This window comes from uncultured Succinatimonas sp. (assembly GCF_905203285.1).
Taxonomy (GTDB): Bacteria; Pseudomonadota; Gammaproteobacteria; order Enterobacterales; family Succinivibrionaceae; genus Succinatimonas.
Genome location: NZ_CAJKVK010000126.1, coordinates 1 through 4260 on the forward strand (window position 1 = coordinate 1; position 4260 = coordinate 4260).

The 4260-nt window shown below is 37.0% G+C and carries 3 protein-coding genes; 1 reads left to right on the top strand and 2 read right to left on the bottom strand.

The window, feature by feature from the left end; genetic code table 11:
• Nucleotides 1-248: 248 nt before the first annotated feature.
• Together rpsT and pdxA are read right to left on the bottom strand one after the other, a co-directional pair.
• Nucleotides 249-512 carry a 30S ribosomal protein S20 gene (rpsT, locus tag QZ019_RS09390; protein WP_294567294.1) on the bottom strand — a complete coding sequence of 88 codons (264 nt, stop codon included), beginning with the start codon at nt 510-512 and terminating at the stop codon, nt 249-251.
• A 280-nt stretch (nt 513-792) separates the two neighbouring features.
• Nucleotides 793-3144 carry a 4-hydroxythreonine-4-phosphate dehydrogenase PdxA gene (pdxA, locus tag QZ019_RS09395; RefSeq protein ID WP_295484515.1) on the bottom strand — a complete coding sequence of 784 codons (2352 nt, stop codon included), beginning with the start codon at nt 3142-3144 and terminating at the stop codon, nt 793-795.
• Between the two features lie 289 nt (nt 3145-3433).
• Between pdxA and QZ019_RS09400 the strand changes: the two genes are divergently transcribed.
• Nucleotides 3434-4189 carry a DeoR/GlpR family DNA-binding transcription regulator gene (locus tag QZ019_RS09400; protein ID WP_295484513.1) on the top strand — a complete coding sequence of 252 codons (756 nt, stop codon included), beginning with the start codon at nt 3434-3436 and terminating at the stop codon, nt 4187-4189.
• Nucleotides 4190-4260 lie beyond the last annotated feature (71 nt).

The window sequence follows — 4260 nt, forward strand, 5'->3', positions numbered from 1 at the left end:
ATTTTTAATAAAAAGTTTTAATTTTTAGTAAAAAAGAGTTGCTTTTTTATGAGTAAATAGTTAGCATGTAGTTACAGTAGTTAGTTAAACCTAACTGAAGCAAATAAGTTTTTTGCATGTGTATTTAGGTGGTTCACCTTTTGCTGTTCTTGCAGACATTTAGACTCCTACTAAGTGTCTGCAATTTTTTTGTCTATAAAAAACAAAACCCCGCATCAGCGGGGCTTCTCTTTTAGATCTGCTCTAAATTAGGCAATAGCCTTAATCTTGGCAGCAAGATCGCTCTTATGACGAGCAGCCTTATTCTTGTGGATAAGGCCTTTGCAAGCGGCACGGTCTAAAACCGGCTCGGCTTCTTTAAAAGCAGCCTGAGCTGCAGCTTTGTCATTTTTAGCACAAGCGGCTAAAACTTTCTTAATTAAAGTGCGCATCTTGGAACGAGCAGCTACATTACGCTGACGTGCTTTCTCAGAGATAACAACGCGCTTCTTTGCAGACTTAATATTAGGCACAAATAGCTCCTGATTATTATTTACACTTGCCACATTCCAATTCACTAGGTGGCACTGGACGCAGTATTTTACCAGTTTTAGTAAGTTTTGTAAAAATATAAAGTACTTTTTTTAAAGAAAAGTAATTGTTTTTACATATTTCATCCATAATATGATGATTTTTCAAAGGCTTTTTAGGCTATTGGATTGTGCAGTGTAAAAATACATTTAGAAAAAAATGTTTAACTGTACATGTTAAATTAAAAAAACGCCCGTAAAGAGAGATACACGAGCGTTGGTTTTAAAAGCATAGAATATTTCTAATAAAATTGTCTCTTTTGTAGTTGTTTAGCAAATTTTTAAATTTAACATTGGCCATTTGAGCGCTTAAGTTAAGTGCTGCCGTCATGGACTCGGGATCTGCAATTCCTTTTCCGGCAATTTCAAAGGCGGTTCCGTGATCCACCGAAGTACGAATGCATGGCAGTCCTACGGTTACATTGACTCCGGTACTAAAACCTAAGACTTTAAGTGGAATATGTCCTTGATCATGGTACATAACGACTACGATATCGAATTCACCTTTATTGGCTGCACGGTGGAATACGGTATCGGGAGCAATAGGTCCTACGACATTTATTCCTTCTTCTTGAGCTGTTTTTACTGCGGGAACGATTTCTTCAGCATCTTCGGTACCGAACATTCCGCCTTCGCCGCAGTGCGGGTTTAGTCCTGAAACTGCAATACGCGGTTTTTCAAAGCCCATCAACTTTAAAGTGTCGTCAGCAAGGTGAATTACCTTAAGTACACGATCTTTTTTGACTAAGTCGCAGGCTTTTCTTAAAGAAACGTGGGTTGAAACGTGAATGACTCGCAGTTTGTCGACTACAAGCATCATGGAGTAGTCTTTGGTACCAGTTAAATTTGCCAGGATTTCAGTGTGACCGGGGTGCGGGTAGCCGCCTAAATGCAATGCTTCTTTATTAAGCGGAGCGGTGACAATTGCATGAATTTTTCCGGCTTTTACAAATTCAACGGCTTTAGCTATGAATTCGTAAGCACCTTTACCACAGGAGGCATTGATTTTTCCGAATTCAATGTCGTGAGGAATATTGTCAAGGGAAATGACTTCAATCTGTTCAGGACCCGGATTTGCCTCTTTAGGATCGGTGATTGTATGAACTTTAACGCTCGCGCCGATGATTTTGGCTGCTCTTTCCAGCTGATAAGCATCCCCGAATACGACGGGAATTGCTTTTTCATAAAGTTTCGGATCAGATAACGCTTTTACTGTGATTTCAGATCCGATGCCTGCAGCATCTCCCATAGTGATGCCTAGTATCGGTTTTTTCATAGTGTGTTTTCCTTTTTGGAGATTAAAAAGATAAGAAACGACTTTGGTAAACGTTTGAGTTGTCCCGAAAGCTCCGGCTTTAGTGACTAGAACGTTGTTAAGAGGAATTCCGCTGTCTATAAGGCAAAGAGGGATTCCTTTTTCGATTTCACCTAAAACTTTAAAAGAATAAGCTCCGACTTTATGGCAGGCATGAACTGCGGTATCGCCTCCGGTCATGATAAAAGCGTCAAAAGAGGGAGCCAGAGCAGACATTAAATCGCCCATAAAGTTTGCCATGCGTTCACCAACTGTAAAAAATTCGATGTTAAGTTTTTTACCGCTTTCTTTGGCCTTAGCTACATCTTTTGCATCAAGCGCTCCAGCGATTAAAACGATGAATTTCTCATTAACAGATAAAGTTGCAATAGATTTGGCTACCGATTCTATGATTCGCTTAAGTTCGTTTTTGGAAGCGTTTAAAAATTGTTCCGGATCAATTCGGATTAATAAAGTACGTATATTTTCTGATTTTAATATGTCGGAATGTTGAAGAAGATCATGACATTGGCTACGTGTTACGGTACTTATCGAACCGGCGAGAATCAGTATTTTTGATAATTTATAAAAGGCAGGTAAGGATTTATCTACAAGCTTTTTTTGAGGTGTAAAAATAAGAGAAGCTATTGCATCAGCAAGCCCAGCAGAGCCTACGAACAACGGAGTTTTAAAATGTAGGAAAGCACAAGCAACAGCTTCTAAATCTGTTTTTTCTTTTATGTCGCAGATAATGACTTTTATACCTGCATTTTTTAATTCAAGGGCTTTGGCATAAATGTGATTGCTGCCTTGCTTAATATCTTGAAGAGTGATCAAAGCTACTTTTAAATCACTTTGTTTTTTTATGATTTTAGGAATAAAAGAGGTAGTAATAGGACTTTTAGGTATGTTTTTTAGCTCTGTGTTTTCAAGTTTTATGCCGTTTAACAGTTGGTATCCGAATTCAGTAGTTCGCCCGGATTGAGGAAAGGCCGGAGCGAATACCGTTATTTCAGGCTCTATGGCATCAATAGTTGCTTGTAATTCGCTACCTATATTGCCTCTTACTGTTGAATCAATTTTTTTGTAAATAATTGATTCTTTTTGTTCATTTTGTTCGAGATTTATATTAAAACGCTCTCTTTTGATTATTTTTGCAATTTTATAGACGTTTTGATATGCATTTTGAGGAGAAATATCTCGGCTTTCAGTATCGAAAACTGCGGTTGAAATTTTTGTTAGATTAATCTCTTCGTTTGGTAGAAATACTTTTGTATCAATATGAAGTGCAAATTGTGCGGCTCAGTCATTTGCACCCGTCAGGTCATCTGCGATAACTGAAATCTGCATAAATTTCTCCCCTTTTCTTGTTTTGTGATTATATTTAATAAATTATGATTGTAAATAATCATAATTTATTAAATGTGAGTAATATCACGCATAGAGGGAAGAGATAAAAGGAGTTATTGAATAAAATCAATCATTGATCATAAGAAATTTTATTTATTGATTATATAATTTTAGATAAGACAGTAGATTTTTGTTTTTTTTAAGTAATTGGATTAGGTTTATGGGACAAGGTAGAGCAAAACAAATTGTTGAGTATTTAAAATTACATAATCTTGTCACAGTCGATGAATTGGTTTCTTTAACAGGAGCGTCACCTGCAACAATTAGAAGAGAGTTAACAAGATTAGATAAAGAAGGTGCAGTGTATAGAGTTCATGGCGGCGTGACATTGAGTCGCTTTGTTCCGAGTCAGCCTACTACAAGTGAAAAGCAAGGTAAGCATCACAAAGAAAAATTACGGATTGCGGCAAAAGCTTCTAATTTGGTAAAACCCGGTGATTCAATAGTGCTTGATGCAGGAACTACCACTATCGAAATAGCCAGAAATCTTATCAATATGCCGCTTAGGGTAATTACTAATGATTTGCATATAGGTTTAATGCTTGCAGAATACCAGCAAATGGAAGTTTCGGTTACAGGAGGAACGGTTGATTGGTCAAGTCAATCATGTGTTGGAGATGTGGCAGTAAATTTTTTATCAAAAGTCCATCCTACTTATACTTTCATAAGTTGTAATGCTTTTAAGGTGGATACTGGTATTACTGCACCGACTTCTGATAAAGCAGCGGTGAAAAGGATTATGACTCAACAATCATCTAAGCGGGTTTTAGTCGCTGACAGCAGTAAATATGGACTTACTCAATTGTTTGAGGTGGGACCTCTTACCAGTGTTGATATGATAATTACCGATGACGGACTTGATGAAAAAGCCGCAGATGAAATAAAAAAACAAGGTATTGAATTGATTTTGTGCTAATTTTTACTGGAAAATTAAAGATAGATGTACAATCTAAAAAAAACAAAGCAGATTACAAAAATTACCTTCGT